General features: G+C 63.3%; 24 protein-coding genes. 21 read left to right on the top strand and 3 right to left on the bottom strand.

The genetic code is table 11. The annotated features are described in order from the left end of the window. Positions 1–32: 32 nt before the first annotated feature. Positions 33–1,213 (bottom strand): IS3 family transposase gene (locus ACP159_RS12315; RefSeq protein ID WP_425098180.1). Its coding sequence is split into 2 segments (ribosomal slippage): positions 33–916 and positions 916–1,213, totalling 1,182 coding nucleotides; the frame shifts between segments, so codons are not numbered across the junction. A 476-nt stretch (positions 1,214–1,689) separates the two neighbouring features. On the opposite strand from ACP159_RS12315, the gene rplB reads away from it, so the two are divergent. The 8 genes from rplB to ACP159_RS12275 all read left to right on the top strand — a co-directional run bounded on the left by rplB (position 1,690) and on the right by ACP159_RS12275 (position 6,940). Then, positions 1,690–2,532 (top strand): 50S ribosomal protein L2, encoded by an 843-nt coding sequence (rplB, locus tag ACP159_RS12310; RefSeq protein WP_425100016.1) that lies wholly within the window; start codon positions 1,690–1,692, stop codon positions 2,530–2,532. Positions 2,533–2,535: 3 nt separating this feature from the next. Further along, a complete protein-coding gene (rpsS, locus tag ACP159_RS12305; protein WP_090029582.1) occupies positions 2,536–2,814 on the top strand; it encodes a 30S ribosomal protein S19 in 279 nt (92 codons plus the stop codon). Positions 2,815–2,817: 3 nt separating this feature from the next. Further along, complete coding sequence (gene rplV / locus ACP159_RS12300; protein WP_425100015.1) at positions 2,818–3,198, top strand: 50S ribosomal protein L22; 381 nt, start codon at positions 2,818–2,820, stop codon at positions 3,196–3,198. Continuing rightward, a complete protein-coding gene (gene rpsC / locus ACP159_RS12295; protein WP_425100014.1) occupies positions 3,198–3,920 on the top strand; it encodes a 30S ribosomal protein S3 in 723 nt (240 codons plus the stop codon). The genes rplV and rpsC overlap by 1 nt, the downstream gene beginning before the upstream one ends. A gap of 2 nt (positions 3,921–3,922) precedes the next feature. Then, on the top strand, positions 3,923–4,336 hold the full coding sequence (gene rplP, locus ACP159_RS12290) for a 50S ribosomal protein L16 (RefSeq protein ID WP_425100013.1): 414 nt from the start codon (positions 3,923–3,925) through the stop codon (positions 4,334–4,336). Positions 4,337–4,713: 377 nt separating this feature from the next. Next, a complete protein-coding gene (locus ACP159_RS12285; protein WP_425100012.1) occupies positions 4,714–5,400 on the top strand; it encodes a hypothetical protein in 687 nt (228 codons plus the stop codon). A 65-nt stretch (positions 5,401–5,465) separates the two neighbouring features. Beyond that, positions 5,466–6,089, top strand: coding sequence for a TIGR02466 family protein (locus tag ACP159_RS12280; protein ID WP_425100011.1), 624 nt, complete (start codon positions 5,466–5,468; stop codon positions 6,087–6,089). Positions 6,090–6,223: 134 nt separating this feature from the next. Then, positions 6,224–6,940 (top strand): hypothetical protein, encoded by a 717-nt coding sequence (locus tag ACP159_RS12275; protein WP_425100010.1) that lies wholly within the window; start codon positions 6,224–6,226, stop codon positions 6,938–6,940. A gap of 5 nt (positions 6,941–6,945) precedes the next feature. On the opposite strand, the gene ACP159_RS12270 is transcribed toward ACP159_RS12275, so the two are convergent. Then, positions 6,946–7,404 (bottom strand): hypothetical protein, encoded by a 459-nt coding sequence (locus tag ACP159_RS12270; protein WP_425100009.1) that lies wholly within the window; start codon positions 7,402–7,404, stop codon positions 6,946–6,948. Positions 7,405–7,799: 395 nt separating this feature from the next. Between ACP159_RS12270 and rpmC the strand changes: the two genes are divergently transcribed. The 12 genes from rpmC to ACP159_RS12210 all read left to right on the top strand — a co-directional run bounded on the left by rpmC (position 7,800) and on the right by ACP159_RS12210 (position 13,145). Beyond that, complete coding sequence (gene rpmC, locus ACP159_RS12265) at positions 7,800–8,006, top strand: 50S ribosomal protein L29 (RefSeq protein ID WP_425100008.1); 207 nt, start codon at positions 7,800–7,802, stop codon at positions 8,004–8,006. 4 nt (positions 8,007–8,010) lie between these two features. Then, positions 8,011–8,241: a 30S ribosomal protein S17 gene (rpsQ, locus tag ACP159_RS12260; protein WP_425100007.1), complete on the top strand. Its 231-nt coding sequence runs from the start codon at positions 8,011–8,013 to the stop codon at positions 8,239–8,241. 89 nt (positions 8,242–8,330) lie between these two features. After that, positions 8,331–8,699, top strand: a complete 369-nt coding sequence (gene rplN / locus ACP159_RS12255; RefSeq protein ID WP_009805806.1) for a 50S ribosomal protein L14 — start codon at positions 8,331–8,333, stop codon at positions 8,697–8,699. 1 nt (position 8,700) lies between these two features. Then, positions 8,701–9,006: a 50S ribosomal protein L24 gene (gene rplX / locus ACP159_RS12250; protein ID WP_425100006.1), complete on the top strand. Its 306-nt coding sequence runs from the start codon at positions 8,701–8,703 to the stop codon at positions 9,004–9,006. After that, positions 9,006–9,584, top strand: a complete 579-nt coding sequence (gene rplE, locus ACP159_RS12245) for a 50S ribosomal protein L5 (protein ID WP_425100005.1) — start codon at positions 9,006–9,008, stop codon at positions 9,582–9,584. The genes rplX and rplE overlap by 1 nt, the downstream gene beginning before the upstream one ends. Positions 9,585–9,596: 12 nt before the next feature. Further along, complete coding sequence (gene rpsN, locus ACP159_RS12240) at positions 9,597–9,902, top strand: 30S ribosomal protein S14 (RefSeq protein WP_425100004.1); 306 nt, start codon at positions 9,597–9,599, stop codon at positions 9,900–9,902. Positions 9,903–9,915: 13 nt separating this feature from the next. Then, positions 9,916–10,308 carry a 30S ribosomal protein S8 gene (gene rpsH, locus ACP159_RS12235; protein ID WP_425100003.1) on the top strand — a complete coding sequence of 131 codons (393 nt, stop codon included), beginning with the start codon at positions 9,916–9,918 and terminating at the stop codon, positions 10,306–10,308. Positions 10,309–10,318: 10 nt separating this feature from the next. After that, entirely contained in the window at positions 10,319–10,852 is a 534-nt protein-coding gene (gene rplF / locus ACP159_RS12230; protein WP_425100002.1) for a 50S ribosomal protein L6, read from the top strand. Between the two features lie 12 nt (positions 10,853–10,864). After that, positions 10,865–11,224: a 50S ribosomal protein L18 gene (gene rplR, locus ACP159_RS12225; RefSeq protein ID WP_425100001.1), complete on the top strand. Its 360-nt coding sequence runs from the start codon at positions 10,865–10,867 to the stop codon at positions 11,222–11,224. A gap of 197 nt (positions 11,225–11,421) precedes the next feature. Continuing rightward, the gene (gene rpsE / locus ACP159_RS12220; protein WP_425100000.1) at positions 11,422–11,988 is read left to right on the top strand and encodes a 30S ribosomal protein S5; all 567 of its coding nucleotides are present in this window, start codon (positions 11,422–11,424) and stop codon (positions 11,986–11,988) included. Positions 11,989–11,993: 5 nt separating this feature from the next. Continuing rightward, positions 11,994–12,182: a 50S ribosomal protein L30 gene (rpmD, locus tag ACP159_RS12215; RefSeq protein WP_425099999.1), complete on the top strand. Its 189-nt coding sequence runs from the start codon at positions 11,994–11,996 to the stop codon at positions 12,180–12,182. A gap of 177 nt (positions 12,183–12,359) precedes the next feature. Beyond that, positions 12,360–13,145 carry an MBL fold metallo-hydrolase gene (locus ACP159_RS12210; protein ID WP_425099998.1) on the top strand — a complete coding sequence of 262 codons (786 nt, stop codon included), beginning with the start codon at positions 12,360–12,362 and terminating at the stop codon, positions 13,143–13,145. 24 nt (positions 13,146–13,169) lie between these two features. On the opposite strand, the gene ACP159_RS12205 is transcribed toward ACP159_RS12210, so the two are convergent. Beyond that, positions 13,170–13,910, bottom strand: a complete 741-nt coding sequence (locus ACP159_RS12205; RefSeq protein WP_425099997.1) for a hypothetical protein — start codon at positions 13,908–13,910, stop codon at positions 13,170–13,172. A 104-nt stretch (positions 13,911–14,014) separates the two neighbouring features. On the opposite strand from ACP159_RS12205, the gene ACP159_RS12200 reads away from it, so the two are divergent. After that, positions 14,015–15,220 (top strand): cytochrome P450, encoded by a 1,206-nt coding sequence (locus ACP159_RS12200; protein ID WP_425099996.1) that lies wholly within the window; start codon positions 14,015–14,017, stop codon positions 15,218–15,220. The last annotated feature ends 20 nt before the right edge of the window (positions 15,221–15,240 follow it).

Below are 15,240 nucleotides of genomic sequence, written 5' to 3'. Positions count from 1 at the left end.
CTCCCCATCTTTTGGCCAGTTTCCGGGGTGGTTTAAGCTACTCTCTGCCCCTGCTGGTCGGTTTCGATCTGGTTGAAGTAGACCACGGCGGGCGGCTGTCCGCCATGGGCGGCGTGAGGCCGCTGGTGGTTGTAGAAGGTGATCCATTGGCCAACCCCGGCCTTCGCCTGCGAGCCCGTCTCCCAGGCGTGCAGATAGACGCACTCATACTTCAGGGACCGCCAGAGGCGTTCGATGAAGATGTTGTCGAGACACCGGCCCTTGCCGTCCATCGAGATCCGGGTGCCGATCCGTTTCAGCCGGTCGGTCCAGGCGAAGGACGTGAACTGCGACCCCTGATCGGTATTCATGATCTCGGGCGGGCCGAAGCGGTGGACCGCCTCGTTCAGCGCCTCGACGCAGAAGTCGGCTTCGAGCGTGTTCGAGATGCGCCAAGTCAGCACCTTGCGGGTGAACCAGTCCATGATGGCAACCAGGTAGAGGAAGCCCCGCCGCATCGGAAGGTACGTGATGTCGGCGCACCAGACCTGGTTGGGCCGTTCCACCCGCAGGCCACCCAACAGGTAGGGGTAGGTTTTGTGCCCCTTGGCCGGTTTGCTGGTGTTCGGCTTCTGATAAATCGGCATCAAACGCATGAGCCGCATCAGCCGCCGGATACGCTTCACGTTCACAGCGTGGCCCTCGTTCTGCAGGTGCCAGGTCATTTGTTGGACGCCGTAGAACGGGGTTTCGAGGAACTGCCGGTCGATCAGTTGCATGAGCGCCAGGTTCACTGCGGTCTCGCCCAGCGGTGCGTAGTAGAACGACGACCGCGAGATCGACAGCAGGCGGCATTGCGCCCCGACCGACAGCGTGGGGTGAGAGCGTTCGATCATCCCGCGCCTCACTTGCCGGTCCAAGGCTTGAGCTTTCTGGACAAAAAATCGTTGGCGACGGCCAGTTCCCCGATCTTGGCGTGAAGCGACCGCACCGTCTCCTCGTCGACCTCGGCCTTCTTCTTCCCGCCGCGCTCGAAAATGTCAGATGCGCCTTCAAGCAGCGCGCTCGCCATTGTTCTTGAACCAATGGCGCACAATGGCTCGCTCCACTGATGGATCATGGTCGGATGCACGCCGTATTCCGCGGCCAGCTCCGACACCGTGCGCTCGCCCTTCAGGGCTTCCAGCGCCACGCGAGCCTTGAAGCCCGCGTCATGGTTCCTGCGTTTCGACATGTTCTGATCTCCTCGTTCTTAGAGACCAGCAGACGTCAGATAGTAGCTTCCGTCACTGTCCGATTTTCGGGGAGGAGCTCAAAGATCTACTTGAACCCGTGGCTTCCTCGGTGGCAGTATTCGGCGTTGAAGGCGAAGATATCTGATCAACTCCTCGAGAACTTCGGAGCGAGTGTCGAAGTTAAGAGGAACCGAACAATCGATAGCAGGGATTGGCAGTCGATGGTGCAGGATCACTGCCCCATCCCCACTTGACCCCACCCCCGCAAACCCCTATCAGGCCCCATCCGCATGGCCCCGGGATTCGTTCCGGGGCTTTGCTGTTGTTCTGCGGGCCGCAGTCCCGGACCTGATCCGGGACCTCATGGCAAACAGACGTATCCACCGGGCACCTTCGGGGGCCTATACTCAAGGCAGGCAACTGCCGATCACATAGCGCCCTGTAAAGGCGCACATGCAAACGGAAGACAGAAAGCATGGCACTCAAGTCGTACAAACCGACGACGCCGGGCCAGCGCGGGCTGGTACTGATCGACCGTTCGGAGCTGTGGAAAGGCCGTCCGGTCAAAGCCCTCACCGAGGGTCTGACCAAGAACGGCGGACGCAACAACACCGGACGGATCACGATGCGCCGCAAGGGCGGCGGGGCAAAGCGCCTCTATCGCATCGTGGATTTCAAGCGGAACAAGTTCGACGTCGCGGCCACCGTCGCGCGGATCGAATACGACCCGAACCGGACCGCCTTCATCGCACTCGTCCAGTATGACGACGGCGAGCAGGCCTATATCCTCGCGCCCCAGCGTCTCGCCATCGGCGACCGCATCGTGTCCTCCGCCAAGGCGGACGTGAAGCCGGGCAACGCGATGCCGTTCAGCGGCCTGCCGATCGGTACGATCGTGCACAACATCGAGCTCAAGCCCGGCAAGGGTGGCCAGATCGCACGCGCCGCGGGCACCTATGCCCAGTTCGTCGGCCGTGACGGTGGCTACGCCCAGATCCGCCTCAGCTCGGGCGAACTGCGCCTCGTGCGTCAGGAGTGCATGGCAACGGTTGGCGCGGTCTCGAACCCGGACAACTCGAACCAGAACTACGGTAAAGCGGGCCGCATGCGTCACAAGGGCATCCGCCCGAGCGTCCGCGGTGTCGTCATGAACCCGATCGACCACCCGCACGGCGGTGGTGAAGGCCGGACCTCCGGTGGCCGTCACCCGGTTACCCCGTGGGGCAAGCCGACGAAGGGCAAGAAGACCCGCAACACCAACAAGGCGTCGCAGAAGCTCATCGTGCGCTCGCGTCACGCCAAGAAGAAGGGTCGCTAAGATATGTCGCGCTCTGTTTGGAAAGGTCCGTTCGTCGACGCTTATGTCCTCAAGAAGGCAGAAGCGGCGCGCGAATCCGGCCGCAACGAAGTCATCAAGATCTGGTCGCGTCGCTCGACGATCCTGCCGCAGTTCGTGGGTCTCACGTTCGGCGTCTACAACGGCCAGAAGCATGTTCCGGTGAACGTCACCGAGGACATGATCGGTCAGAAATTCGGCGAGTACAGCCCGACCCGTACCTACTACGGTCACGCTGCCGACAAGAAAGCCAAGAGGAAGTAAGCCATGAGCAAGGATAAGAATCCGCGCCGCGTGGCGGACAACGAAGCGATGGCCAAGCTGCGCATGCTGCGCACCTCGCCGCAGAAGCTGAACCTCGTGGCTCAGCTGATCCGGGGCAAGAAGGTCGAGAAGGCCCTGACGGACCTGACCTTCTCCAACAAGCGGATCGCTGTGGACGTGAAGAAGTGCCTGCAGTCCGCCATCGCCAACGCCGAGAACAACCACAACCTGGACGTCGATGAGCTCATCGTCGCCGAGGCCTATGTCGGCAAGAACCTGATCATGAAGCGCGGTCGTCCCCGTGCCCGTGGCCGGTTCGGCAAGATCGTGAAGCCGTTCTCGGAAATCACCATCCTGGTGCGTCAGGTTGAGGAGCAAGCCTAATGGGTAACAAGACCAATCCGATCGGCATGCGTCTTCAGGTGAACCGCACCTGGGACAGCCGCTGGTACGCAGACACCAAGGACTACGGCAACCTGCTGCTGGAAGACCTCGCCATCCGCGATTTCATCCACGAAGAGTGCAAGCAGGCCGGTATTGCCCGCGTGATCATCGAACGCCCCCACAAGAAGTGCCGTGTGACCATTCACACCGCGCGTCCGGGCGTGATCATCGGCAAGAAAGGTGCGGACATCGAGGTGCTTCGCAAGAAGCTCGCCCGCATGACCGCCTCCGAGCTGCACCTGAACATCGTCGAAGTGCGCAAGCCGGAGCTTGACGCCCAGCTGGTCGGCGAGTCCATCGCCCAGCAGCTCGAGCGCCGCGTCTCCTTCCGCCGCGCGATGAAGCGGGCCGTGCAGAACGCCATGCGCATGGGCGCCCTGGGTATCCGGGTGAACGTCGCTGGCCGTCTCGGCGGTGCCGAGATCGCACGGACCGAGTGGTATCGCGAAGGCCGCGTGCCGCTTCACACCCTGCGTGCCGATATCGATTACGCGCATGTCGAGGCGACCACGCCTTACGGCATCATCGGGATCAAGACCTGGATCTTCAAAGGCGAGATCATGGAGCATGACCCGGGTGCGCGTGACCGCAAGGCACAGGAACTCCAGGACGGACCGGCACCGCGCGGTGCAGGCGGTAACCGTCGTGATGACCGGAGGTAATCATGCTTCAGCCTAAGCGTACAAAATTCCGCAAGATGTTCAAAGGCCGGATCAAGGGCGAAGCCAAAGGCGGCTCCGACCTGAACTTCGGGACCTACGGCCTCAAGGCAACCGAGCCTGAGCGTGTGACCGCACGCCAGATCGAAGCCGCCCGTCGTGCCATGACGCGTCACATGAAGCGTCAGGGCCGCGTCTGGATCCGGATCTTCCCGGACACCCCGGTCACCGCCAAGCCCATCGAAGTGCGTATGGGTAAGGGCAAGGGCTCCGTCGACCGCTGGACCTGCAAGGTCAAGCCCGGTCGCGTGATGTTCGAGATCGACGGCGTCGGCGAGGACATCGCCCGCGAGGCCCTGCGCCTTGCCGCGATGAAGCTGCCGATCAAGACCCGCGTGGTGGTGCGCGAGGACTGGTAAGTCCTTCCGCTCCTCGGTGAGACGATCAAGGAAAAGCCCCTGCCGCGATGCGGCGGGGGCTTTTTCCGTTCCGGCAGCGCTGACTTCCTCACGCGGTGCCCGATACAACGTCTTTCCCCCACCCCGGCCCTCCCCGGAGGGGAGGGAGCCCGCGCCCCGTTCTTACAGAGGCGCGGGAAAGCCGGCGGCCCCGTGCCCGTTGCCGCCTGCGGATATTAACCCATCCGTAACCAATCCGCGTTACGTCCCGGTCCACGTCGGTTGCGTGTGGATTTGTGCCACGGTGACGCACCGCGCGATGAGGGGCTTTTGTGTTTCAGATAGATAACCTATGGTCACACCCATAGGTTGTGCAATGCGGCAGAGGGGCTGCTGACGTGTTTTCGAATCTGCGCGAAAGGATCGTGGTCCGCGTGGTCAACGCGGCCAAGCGGGGAAACCCGCTGGCCCGGAGCCTCGTAGCGCGGGAGACGCGGGCGTTCCTGCGCACGCTGCCCGTGCAGTCCCCCATCGTGCCGGGGCCGTATTCCATCCCCGACCTGTCGCGGCCCTTGCCGCCAGAGAAGCAGAACAGCCTTGTCGGGGAATACGAGCAGGTGGCATTGCCGCCGCGGCCGGTCTCGGCGCAGGCGCTGGTTGGGCGGCGGGTGGTGTCGGCCTCGGTGACGCTGGGCACATATGGCATGGGCGGCTACGGTTTCTTCGGGCTGCAGCTGGAGCCGGAGGACTGGCTGGTGGTGCCGGTGTTCGGCGCGGCGGAATGGATCACGCTGGACGGGCGGCTGCTCGTGGACGGCAGGGAGCGGCCACGGCGTCCGCCGTGGATCGTGGACGCGGACGACAGCGCCATGGTGTCGCGGCTGGCGGGGGCGGTGATCGTCCGTGGTGAGCTTGAGCGGCACGCGTTCTCGCTGGCCTTCGACAATGGCGCGGTACTTGCGATCGCGCGCGATGCGCGCTCGCGTCCCGTGATGGCGGGGACCGAGCAGCCGCGGGTGTTTCTCGACAGCGACGATCTGTCGGCGGCGTTGTTCTTCAGCCCGTCGGCGGAGGTCTTCGCCTGAGGTCGCTTGCATGTTCCGGGGCACCGGGCGCATAAGCGGGCCAGACCTGTCACGAGGAGACCGTCATGGCTGACGTCCGTTCGCTCTTTGCCACCCGCCTGTACCGAGCCCGCCTGTCGGAATTCGGCCCGAAGATCGACACCGGCGAGTTGGAGGCCTCCTGTTACTCCATCGCGGAGGATGACGAGGCGGGGCAGGCGTGGTGTGACGAACAGGGGTATCCGGGGTACACGTCGTATGCCTCGCTGACGGACCTTCCGTGGCGCTTCCCGATTTTCGGCCAGCTGGTGAAGGCGCTGGACAAGCATGTGGCGGCCTTTGCGCAGGATGTGGCCTTCGACCTCGCGGACCGCAGGCTGGAACTGGAAGACATCTGGATCAACATCCTGCCCCCGGGTGGCACCCATTCGAGCCACATCCACCCGCATTCGGTGATTTCCGGCACGACCTATGTTGCGATGCCCGAGGGCGCGGCGGCGCTGAAGCTGGAGGACCCGCGCCTGCCGATGATGATGGCGGCGCCGACGCGGTTGAAGGACTGCCGCGAGGAGCTGAAGGCTTTCGTCTACGAGGCGACGCAGCCGGGGGACGTGCTGCTTTGGGAAAGCTGGCTGCGGCACGAAGTTCCGATGAACATGGCCGAAGAGGACAACCGGATCTCGGTAAGCTTCAATTACAAGTGGGCCTGAGGCCGCGTCTGTGGCGCGGTGGCCACAGGCCGCGTGCCACTGGCGATGCTCACGCAACTGCGATTTTCCGTCGCAGGCCTATGTAACATATTGATGACAGTCCCTGTTGATCCCCTGCGTATGGGTTGGCTGTCATGTCTGCTTCGATTGTCCCTGGTTTTTCCCAGATTGCTTACCTGCAGCGCGCGCTTGCGGCGCATGTGCCGCAGAAGATGCTGCGCGATCTGCTGAACTGGCTGCGCTACGGCGTGCAGGCGCCGCGGTCGGACGCGCGGATTTACGTCGATCCGAAAGCGATGTCGCAGGCGCTGGCGCGGCAGGAGCGGTCACATCGCTTCAAGCGGCAGAACAGCGGGGCGCTGGAGCCTGGCGACTGGGACCTCGCCCGGGTCGATATCGAGACGAATACCAAGCTGCGCAGTTGCCGGATGCACTGGCAGATGGGGGCGGACTGGCCGGAGACGCCAATCTGGCAAAGACTGGCCCGGGAGATTGCCGGCGGGCACACCCCTGACGGCTGCGTCACGCTGGGCGATCTGAAGGACCGGTACCTGGCGCTCGACCGGCTGTTCTCGGAGACGCGGAGCCGGGGCCGGCTGCTGACGCGGGACGAGATGCCGGATCATTTCCGGCGTGAGCACGGCGGGGTGCTGGTCCACGTGGCACGGGACGGCACCTGTCTGCGCAGCGGCGGCGGGGCGCATCGCTTTGCGGTAGCGCGCATCCTCGGTTTGCCGGAAATCCCGGCGCAGATCGGCGCGGTGCATCCGGGAGCGATCCAGAATGGCCACCTGCAGCAGCTTCTGCTGTCGCGCTTCGCTCAGGATGGCAAGACGGGCGACGCCGCCTGAGCGGATCAGCTCTTCCGCTCGACCGGCGTGCCGACCGCGAAGACCTGACGGTGCCCGGGGGTGTTCGGGGTGGCATAAAGGCCACGCGCGATCTTCCACGCGCCGTCGATCCGCTGCAGGTTGGACATCGCCACGTAAGGCGTGCCGAGCTGCGATCCGGCGGTGATATGGCGCGATTCATGGGTGGACTGGATCAGGTCTTCGTCGACAAACCGGGCGGCGACAACCCGCCGATGCAGTCCGGTGATGCCATTCATGACGTGAAAGTTCCGCATGCGGTCGTACAGAGTCCGCAGTTCGTCGATGTGTGCGATTCTGCGCAGACCGTCGAAGGTCTCGAATTCGTGCGGGATCAGGAAGCACTCGGCATAGATGTCAAAACGGTCCTCGAAATACCCACGCCCAGTGCGGTCAATAAGATCCTGAGCAATGTCAAAGGCTTGCCATTCAGGAAAAAGTGTCATTCCAGGTCGTCCCCACGATAGTCCGGCGATACTCCACGCCAACTCTGCTCCCTTTCAAGGGGGAAACCGTGGCCCTGTTCGTCACGCGGCGCGACTTATAGGCGGGCGCCGGCGAGCGCCGCAAGAGGCTGACTCGCATCGAGTTGTGCAGGAAAGCGGATCGGCGGCGCTGCCGCGCCATGACGGCGGGACCGGGCCCATACCGCGACACACAGGGCACCCGGAAGGATCGGGCGGCAAGCCGCGGGCGGTCCTGCGGAGATGGGGCTTGCTACGGGGGGCAAGGACGTCTATAGGGGCCGCTCATTCACGGACTCCACCGGGTTCCAGGTGACCTTTCCGATTCGCGAGAAGGGAGGGGGCCTGCCGGTGATGTTGATAGAAGGAAAAGGCGAATGAACGCCCAGGAACTCCGTGACAAGACCCCGGACCAGCTCCGGGACACTCTTGTCCAGCTCAAGAAAGAGGCCTTCAACCTGCGCTTCCAGCAGGCAACCGGCCAGGTGGAAAACACCGCCCGCATGCGCCAGGTCCGTCGTGACGTGGCCCGCGTCAAGACGATCCTGAACGAAAAGGCCGCGGCTGCGGCAGCGGAGGCGTAAGACAATGCCCAAGCGTATCCTGCAAGGCACCGTGACCTCCACGGCCAACACCCAGACCGTCACCGTGTCGGTCGAGCGTCGCTTCAAGCACCCGGTTCTGCAGAAGACCGTGAAGCGCACCAAGAAATACCGCGCTCATGACGAGGCGGAAAAGTTCGCTGTCGGCGATACCGTCCGCATCATCGAATGCGCACCGAAGTCGAAAACGAAACGCTGGGAAGTGATCGCCGAGTAATTTTCGGCGATCGTGCCTTTCCGGTATGATCGAAACCCCGGGGTCAATGTCCCAAATGCAGGGCGGCCCCGGAAGTCGGGAGAAACCAAATGATCCAGATGCAGACCAATCTGGATGTTGCTGACAACTCCGGCGCGCGCCGGGTTCAGTGCATCAAGGTTCTCGGCGGTTCCCACCGTCGTTATGCATCCGTGGGCGACATCATCGTGGTGTCGGTCAAGGAAGCCATTCCGCGTGGTCGCGTGAAGAAGGGTGACGTCCGCAAGGCCGTCGTCGTGCGCACCGCCAAGGAAGTTCGCCGCGAAGATGGCACGTCCATCCGCTTCGACCGCAACGCAGCCGTCATCCTGAACAACGCGGGCGAGCCGGTCGGCACCCGTATCTTCGGGCCGGTGGTTCGCGAGCTGCGCGCCAAGAACTTCATGAAGATCATCTCGCTCGCCCCGGAGGTGCTGTGATATGGCTGCGAAACTGAAAAAAGGTGACAAGGTCGTCGTTCTTGCCGGCAAGGACAAGGGCAAGACCGGCGAGATCCAGTCCGTCGATCCGAAGGCCGGCAAGGCCGTCGTCGAGGGCGTGAACATCGCCATCCGCCACCAGCGCCAGACCCAGACCGCCCAGGGCGGCCGTCTGCCGAAGGCGCTGCCGATCGACCTCAGCAACCTCGCCATCGTCGATGCCAACGGCAAGGCCTCCCGCGTCGGCTTCCGCATGGAAGAGGGCAAGAAGGTCCGTTTTGCCAAGACCACAGGGGATGCGATCTGATGCTTGACGCTGCAACCTACAGCCCGCGCCTGAAGTCGATCTTCGCGTCGACCATCAAGCAGGCGATGAAAGAAGAGTTCGGCTACACGAACGACATGCAGATCCCGCGTTTGGACAAGATCGTTCTGAACATCGGCTGCGGTGCCGAAGCCGTGCGCGACTCCAAGAAGGCCAAGTCGGCCATCGAGGATCTGACCAAGATCGCCGGCCAGCAGGCCGTCGGCACCAAGGCCAAGAACAGCCACGCGCCGTTCCGCCTGCGTGAGGGCATGGTCATCGGTGCGAAGGTCACCCTGCGTGACGTCCGCATGTACGAATTCCTTGACCGCCTGGTCACCATCGCGATGCCGCGTATCCGCGACTTCCGCGGTGTGAAGCCGGCGTTCGACGGCCGTGGCAACTTTGCCATGGGCCTCAAGGAACACATCGTCTTCCCGGAAATCGACTTCGACAAGGTCGACGAAGTCTGGGGTATGGACATCATCATGACCACCACTGCGAAGCCCTTCGGTGACCACACCGCGGACGCGCAGGCCAAGGCGCTGTTGAAGCATTTCAACATGCCGTTCAACGCGTAAGGAGCTGTATTCATGGCCAAGAAATCCATGATCGAACGCGAGAAGAAGCGTCAGCGCCTGGTGGAAAAGTATGCCGCCAAGCGCGCCGCGCTGAAGGAAATCGCAATCGACGAGAGCAAGCCGATGGAAGAGCGCTTCAAGGCGCGTCTGAAACTCGCTTCGCTGCCGCGCAATTCGGCCCCGAGCCGTCTGCACAACCGCTGCCAGCTCACTGGCCGCCCGCACGCCTACTACCGCAAGCTGAAGATCAGCCGGATCGCCCTGCGCGAACTCGGTTCGAACGGCAAGCTGCCGGGCGTCGTGAAGTCCAGCTGGTAAGGGAGGGTATAAGATGAACGATCCTATCGGCGATATGCTCACCCGTATCCGCAACTCTCAGATGCGCGGCAAGTCGACCGTGTCCACCCCGGCGTCCAAGCTGCGGGCATGGGTTCTCGACGTGCTGGCGGACGAAGGGTACATCCGCGGTTATGAAAAAGGCACCGATGAGCGCGGTCACCCGACGCTCGAGATCAGCCTCAAGTACTTCGACGGCACCCCGGTGATCCGCGAAGTCAAGCGCGTCTCGAAGCCCGGCCGCCGCGTCTACATGGGCGTCAATGACATCCCGTCCGTCCGTCAGGGCCTGGGTGTGTCGATTGTCTCCACCCCCAAGGGTGTGATGTCGGACGCAAACGCACGCGCAGCCAACGTTGGCGGCGAAGTGCTCTGCACCGTGTTCTGAGGAGGGCTCCATGTCTCGTATTGGGAAAAAGCCGGTCGACATGCCTTCGGGCGTCTCCGCCTCGCTTTCGGGCCAGACCATCGAAGTGAAGGGCCCGAAGGGCGCACAGACCTTCACCGCAACCGACGACGTGACCATCTCCATCGATGGTCAGTCCGTCACTGTGACGCCGCGTGGCAAGTCCAAGCGCGCGCTGCAGCAGTGGGGCATGTCCCGCACCATGGTGGCCAATCTGGTCCATGGGGTGCAGCAAACCTTCAAACGCGAGCTTGAGATCGTCGGTGTGGGTTACCGCGCCGCGGTCCAGGGCCAGACCCTGAAGCTCAACCTGGGCTACAGCCACGACGTGGATTTCGACATCCCCGCCGGTATCACCATCACCTGCCCCAAGCCCACGGAAATCGTGGTCGAGGGTCACGACAAGCAGGTTGTCGGTGAGACCGCGGCGAAGATCCGCGACTGGCGCCGCCCGGAGCCCTACAAGGGGAAGGGTATTCGCTACAAGGGCGAGTACATCTTCCAGAAGGAAGGCAAGAAGAAGTAAGGACGCAAAGATATGGCAAATACGAAACGTCAGCTGTTTCAGAAGCGCCGTCTGCGCGTTCGGAACAAGCTTCGGAAGGTCAACGCGGGTCGCGTTCGCCTTTCGGTTCACCGCTCGAACAAGAACATCAGCGTTCAGCTGATCGACGACGTTCGTGGCGTCACCCTCGCCGCCGCTTCCAGCCTCGAGAAGGATCTGGGCATCGTCGGCAAGAACAACGTGGAAGCCGCCGCCAAGGTGGGTGCCGCGATCGCCGAGCGCGCCAAGGCCGCCGGTGTGAGCGAAGCCTACTTCGACCGGGGTGGCTTCCTGTTCCACGGCAAGGTGAAGGCTCTGGCCGATGCCGCGCGTGAGGGTGGTCTGAAGATCTGAGGGTGTGGGTGGGTTAGAAACCCACCCTACCGCAGGATACGGGGCTTCGGTCCCTTGGGTAGGGTGGGTTTAAAACCCACCTTGCCTTTTTGAAGGTCCGGATGCGGGCCTCGATGATCCGGGAGCGCCAAGGCTCACCTGGATTGGACAAACCGGCGCCCGAGTTGCGCCACCTGAAAACAGAAGGGATGCCACTCATGGCAGAACGTGAAAACCGCCGTGGCCCGCGCCGCGAGCGCGAGGAAGCCCCGGAATTCGCAGATCGCCTTGTGGCGATCAACCGCGTTTCCAAGACCGTGAAGGGTGGCAAGCGCTTTGGCTTCGCAGCTCTCGTGGTCGTCGGTGACCAGAAGGGCCGCGTCGGCTTCGGCAAGGGCAAGGCGAAGGAGGTCCCCGAGGCCATCCGCAAGGCCACCGAGCAGGCGAAGCGCCAGATGATGCGCGTGCCGCTGAAAGAGGGCCGCACCCTGCACCACGACATCGAAGGTCGTCACGGCGCAGGCCGCGTCGTCATGCGCACCGCTCCCACCGGTACCGGTATCATCGCCGGTGGTCCGATGCGCGCCGTCTTCGAGATGCTGGGCGTTCAGGACGTGGTTGCCAAGTCGATCGGCTCGCAGAACCCCTACAACATGATCCGCGCAACGCTCGACGGCCTCTCCAAGGAGCAGTCGCCGCGCAACGTGGCTCAGCGCCGTGGCAAGAAGGTCGCCGACATCCTGCCGAAGCGCGATGACGCAACCGCTGAAGTCGAGGAGGCCTGAGACTCATGGCAAAAACCATCGTCGTGAAGCAGATCGGCTCGCCGATCCGTCGCCCCGCCAAGCAACGCGCAACGCTCGTCGGCCTGGGCCTGAACAAGATGCACCGCACCCGCGAGCTGGAAGATACGCCTTCCGTGCGCGGCATGGTGAACTCGATCCCGCACCTCGTGCAGATCGTCGAAGAGCGCGGCTGAGCCATCTGAGGCTCTGTTGAGAATGAAACGCCGTCCCGGTCCGGGGCGGCGGTTTTCGTTTCGGTGGTTGCCTGCATCCGGTGGTCATAGGCGGGCGACCCTTCACACCACTGTGATCTTGCCGTGCCTCCGCCCGGCGCTACCCTTCGCTCACCATACAACAAGGGAGCGACGACCATGACACAGACCCGCCGCCATTTCCTGGCCAGTGCCGCAGCCGCGACCGGTGTAATCACCGTTCTGCCGTTCCGCGCCCATGCAGCCGCCCATGGAGGGGATATGTTCGAGACGGATATGGGGCCGGTGACGGTGCATCCCGTGCACCATGCCTCCATCGTGCTGGAGACGCCGAAGGGGGTGATCTATGTCGACCCGGTGGGCGAAGTTTCGGAGTACGAGGGCATGCCGCCTGCCGACCTGGTGCTGGTGACGCACGAGCATGGCGATCATTACAACGAGGCGGTTTTGACAGCGGTGGCTGGGTTCGCTCCGATCGTCACCAACCCGGCGGTGATGGAGATGCTTCCGGAGGGCCTGAAAGGGCAAGCCATGAGCATGGCCAACGGGGACAGCCACACCTGGGAAGATGTCGGCATCGACGCAATCCCGGCCTACAACACCACCGAAGAGCGCAAGAATTTCCACCCGCAGGGCCGTGACAACGGGTACGTGCTGACCATGGGGAATTTCCGCATCTATATCTCCGGCGACACCGAGGACATCCCGGAGATGCGGGCGCTCACGGACATCGACCTTGCCTTCGTCTGCATGAACCTGCCGTTCACCATGGAAGCGGCGGCGGCGGCGGATGCGGTGAAGGCGTTCGGTCCGACCTATGTCTATCCGTATCATTATCGCGGGCGCGATGGCGGCACGCAGGACCCGGCAGCCTTTGCCGAGATGGTGGGCGATGCCAGCCAGGTGCAGATGGGCGATTGGTACAAGCCCGGCGAACTGGGCTGAGTTTTGACATGAGGTCGGCGGCGGTTACCTGCTGCCGACCACCTTGTAGCGGATCTGGATGGCGGGCGGATCGGTGACGTCCGTGGGTCGAGCCTCCCAGATATTGTCCGTCAGGAAGAAATCCGGATCTTGCCAGTCCGAATAGGCGTCCATGATCGTGGGGCGCTCGCCTATCGTCAGGGTGAACCCGGCGTGGGCCTTGTCTGCATAGGGCACCGTGATGCGCCGGTCCTCGACGCGGTAGATCATGTAGAAATCGGTATCGAGGGTGAGCGTCCCCTCCGTCTCGGTAGTGTCCGGGATGGTGTATGCACCGACATGGGTTCCGGCGCGGTGATAGCTCGGCCAGAACTGGTGGAAGACGGTATCATCGCGCAGGGCAATAGGGGCGCGGACTTGAACCAGAAGGCGGGGCTTCGGCGACGGCAGCTCCGGCGTGGTGATCCACCAGATGCGCAGCATCAGAAGACCGGTGAGAACCAGCGGCACGCCGATGACCCCGATGAGGCCCTTCGTGCCGATGAACGGCTCGCCCTCAGGCCTGTTGTACCAGCGCGCCACGCCGAGCAGCGCCAGCACGATCCCGGCAATCGCGCCGAGCGGCATGCCCGTCGTCGCCACTCCCATGGCGAGCGCCCCCTCGCGGTCGTCGGCACCTGTGGCGTAGCCAAGCCCGAGGATCAGGAAGAACCCGGCAAAGGCACCGGCGATTGCGGCAGCGAGCAGCAAAAGGAGGATGATGAGGGCGCGGGCGAATGTGTTCATGCGATAACGATACAGGAGCCGGTGTCCGGAGGCAGGACGGGAATTCCATGCTCTTGCCACTTGACCGTCGGCACAGCAGGATCGCCGCAAGAGGGGGAGGCACCATGCTGGATCTGAGCGATTTCGACCTGAACCGCATCGACAGGGATTTCATCGAGGACCCGCATCCGGTGCTGCACGCGCTGCGGCGCGAGCAGCCGGTGTTCCGCAACGCGGACGGCTCGGTTTACCTCACGCGCTATGACGATGTTCTAAAAGTGTACCGCTCGCGGGACATGTTGTCGGACAAGACCGAGGCCTTTGGCGAAAAGTTCGGCCAGTGCCCGCTGCACAAACATCACACCACCAGCCTGATCTTCAACGATCCGCCGTACCATACCGTGGTGCGCAAGCTGATCGCCGGGGCGTTCACCCCGCGCAAGCTGGCGGAGTTCGAGCCGTTGATCGACGGTATTGTGGACCGGCTGCTGGACCGGGTGGAGGACCTTGGCAATCTCGACCTGATCGACGATTTCGCCAAGGTGCTGCCGACCGAGATCATCAGTTTCATGCTGGGCATTCCGGAGGAACACCGTGCACAGTTGCGGGGCTATTCGCTGGCCATTCTGGGAGCGCTGGACCCGGTTGTGCCGCAGGAGCGGCTGGAGGCAGGGAACAAGGCGGTCGAGGAGTTCGGCGCGATCCTGACGGAGCTGATCGACCATCGGCGCAGAAATCCGGACGGCGGGCATCAGGGGGAGGTTCTGGAGAGCCTGATCTTTGGCGAGCATGACGGGCGGCGGCTGACGCAGGAGGAACTGGTGCAGAACTGCATCTTCCTGCTGAATGCCGGGCACGAGACGACGACGAGCCTCGTCGGCAATGCCATGGGCACGCTGTTCGACTGGCCCGCACAGCACGCGCTGCTCCGGGAACAGCCGGAGTTGATTGGCTCGGCGGTGGAGGAATTCCTGCGGATCGAGAGCCCGCTGCAGATCGGCAACCGGCTGGCGGGAGAGGAGATTGCGCTGAGCACCGGCGCGATTCCGAAGGGGACTTATATCCACACGTCGATTGCCGCGGCAAACCGGGATCCGGAGGTGTTCGAAAACCCGGACGCGGTGGACATCACCCGCAGCCCGAACCGGCAAATCGCCTTCATCACCGGGATACACGTCTGTCTCGGCGCCTCGCTGGCGCGGGTCGAGGGGCGCATTGCGATTGGCAAGCTGGTGCGGCGGTTTCCGAAGATCCATCAGACCGGGCCGCGCACGCGGGTGCCGTTGGCCCGCTTCCGCGGCTTTGCCAGCCTGCCGGTGTCGGTGCGGTAAGCGGAGGCCCCGGCGCGAAG

This window comes from Tropicibacter sp. S64, assembly GCF_049803835.1.
In the GTDB taxonomy this organism is placed as follows: domain Bacteria; phylum Pseudomonadota; class Alphaproteobacteria; order Rhodobacterales; family Rhodobacteraceae; genus Pacificoceanicola.
Note: the sequence above shows the minus strand (reverse complement) of the source record. Positions and strands in the feature narration are given on the sequence as shown.

Coding starts and splice junctions, on each gene's coding strand:
- rplB (WP_425100016.1), top strand. CDS start 1,690: ATGGCACTCAAGTCGTACAAACCGACGACGCCGGGCCAGCGCGGGCTG.
- rpsS (WP_090029582.1), top strand. CDS start 2,536: ATGTCGCGCTCTGTTTGGAAAGGTCCGTTCGTCGACGCTTATGTCCTC.
- rplV (WP_425100015.1), top strand. CDS start 2,818: ATGAGCAAGGATAAGAATCCGCGCCGCGTGGCGGACAACGAAGCGATG.
- rpsC (WP_425100014.1), top strand. CDS start 3,198: ATGGGTAACAAGACCAATCCGATCGGCATGCGTCTTCAGGTGAACCGC.
- rplP (WP_425100013.1), top strand. CDS start 3,923: ATGCTTCAGCCTAAGCGTACAAAATTCCGCAAGATGTTCAAAGGCCGG.
- ACP159_RS12280 (WP_425100011.1), top strand. CDS start 5,466: ATGGCTGACGTCCGTTCGCTCTTTGCCACCCGCCTGTACCGAGCCCGC.
- ACP159_RS12275 (WP_425100010.1), top strand. CDS start 6,224: ATGTCTGCTTCGATTGTCCCTGGTTTTTCCCAGATTGCTTACCTGCAG.
- ACP159_RS12270 (WP_425100009.1), bottom strand. CDS start 7,404: ATGACACTTTTTCCTGAATGGCAAGCCTTTGACATTGCTCAGGATCTT.
- rpmC (WP_425100008.1), top strand. CDS start 7,800: ATGAACGCCCAGGAACTCCGTGACAAGACCCCGGACCAGCTCCGGGAC.
- rpsQ (WP_425100007.1), top strand. CDS start 8,011: ATGCCCAAGCGTATCCTGCAAGGCACCGTGACCTCCACGGCCAACACC.
- rplN (WP_009805806.1), top strand. CDS start 8,331: ATGATCCAGATGCAGACCAATCTGGATGTTGCTGACAACTCCGGCGCG.
- rplX (WP_425100006.1), top strand. CDS start 8,701: ATGGCTGCGAAACTGAAAAAAGGTGACAAGGTCGTCGTTCTTGCCGGC.
- rplE (WP_425100005.1), top strand. CDS start 9,006: ATGCTTGACGCTGCAACCTACAGCCCGCGCCTGAAGTCGATCTTCGCG.
- rpsN (WP_425100004.1), top strand. CDS start 9,597: ATGGCCAAGAAATCCATGATCGAACGCGAGAAGAAGCGTCAGCGCCTG.
- rpsH (WP_425100003.1), top strand. CDS start 9,916: ATGAACGATCCTATCGGCGATATGCTCACCCGTATCCGCAACTCTCAG.
- rplF (WP_425100002.1), top strand. CDS start 10,319: ATGTCTCGTATTGGGAAAAAGCCGGTCGACATGCCTTCGGGCGTCTCC.
- rplR (WP_425100001.1), top strand. CDS start 10,865: ATGGCAAATACGAAACGTCAGCTGTTTCAGAAGCGCCGTCTGCGCGTT.
- rpsE (WP_425100000.1), top strand. CDS start 11,422: ATGGCAGAACGTGAAAACCGCCGTGGCCCGCGCCGCGAGCGCGAGGAA.
- rpmD (WP_425099999.1), top strand. CDS start 11,994: ATGGCAAAAACCATCGTCGTGAAGCAGATCGGCTCGCCGATCCGTCGC.
- ACP159_RS12210 (WP_425099998.1), top strand. CDS start 12,360: ATGACACAGACCCGCCGCCATTTCCTGGCCAGTGCCGCAGCCGCGACC.
- ACP159_RS12205 (WP_425099997.1), bottom strand. CDS start 13,910: ATGAACACATTCGCCCGCGCCCTCATCATCCTCCTTTTGCTGCTCGCT.
- ACP159_RS12200 (WP_425099996.1), top strand. CDS start 14,015: ATGCTGGATCTGAGCGATTTCGACCTGAACCGCATCGACAGGGATTTC.